An 871-nucleotide genomic window follows, 5' to 3' on the forward strand; every position below is an offset into this window, starting at 1 on the left:
CGGCTCGCCGAGGAGCTCGCCGGGCCCGCGGCCCAGCGGGGTGACGTCCACGTCGTGCTGCACCACGTCATCGGCCACCACGAGGTCCCCGACGGCCACCCCCGGCGCGATGCCGCCGGCCACCCCGGTGAAGAGCACCGCCTCGGCCCCGGCGACCCGCAGGGCCGCGGCACCCAGGGCCCCGTTGACCTTGCCCACGCCGCACCGCGCCAGCACGAGGGGGATGCCGTCGAGCACGCCGCGGGTGACGGTCAGGCCGAGCACCACCTCCTCGTGGGCGTCCTCCAGCGCCGCCCGCAGCGCCACCACCTCGGCCTCGATGGCACCCAGCACTCCCAGCACGCGTGTCATGGCGCGCATCGTGGCACGGTCAGGCAGGTTGTCCACGACCCGGGCCGCGCACGCCCTGCCACCCTCGCTCAGGCCAGCACCGAGCCCAGCAGCCCCGCCACGGCCTCGGTCTCGGTGAGGAACCCGTCGTGGCCGCTGGCGGACTCCACCTGCAGGTAGCGGCCCCCGGCGAGCGCCGCCACCCGGCGCACCTCCTCGGGGCGCACCAGCCGGTCGCTGCTCACGCCCACCGCCGTCACCCGGGCGTGGACGGCGGCCAGGGCCGCCGGCACTCCCCCGCGCCCGCGCCCCACGTCGTGGCTCGCCATCGCGTCGATGAGGGCGAGGTACGCCCCGGCGTCGAAGCGCCGCACGAACGAGTCCCCGTGGTGGTCCAGCCAGGCCGTCACCGAGCCACCCGAGGCGCAGGTGCCCGGCGACCCCTCCCCGAAGCGCTCCTCGAGGCCGTCGGCGCTGCGGTAGGTGAGCATCGCCATCCGCCGGGCCAGGGCGAGCCCGGCCACCGGGCCCGCCCCCGACG

General features: G+C 77.6%; 1 protein-coding gene and 1 pseudogene. Both read right to left on the reverse strand.

All coding sequences use genetic code 11. The features are described 5' to 3' along the window. A partial coding sequence (gene mtnN, locus HMPREF3099_RS07335; protein WP_237769793.1) for a 5'-methylthioadenosine/S-adenosylhomocysteine nucleosidase occupies window positions 1-351 on the reverse strand: 351 nt, incomplete at its 3' end. A gap of 68 nt (window positions 352-419) precedes the next feature. Further along, window positions 420-871 (reverse strand): annotated as a pseudogene (locus HMPREF3099_RS12920) (homoserine O-acetyltransferase); the annotation flags it as partial.

Source organism: Kytococcus sp. HMSC28H12 (genome assembly GCF_001816045.1).
GTDB lineage: Bacteria > Actinomycetota > Actinomycetes > Actinomycetales > Dermatophilaceae > Kytococcus > Kytococcus schroeteri.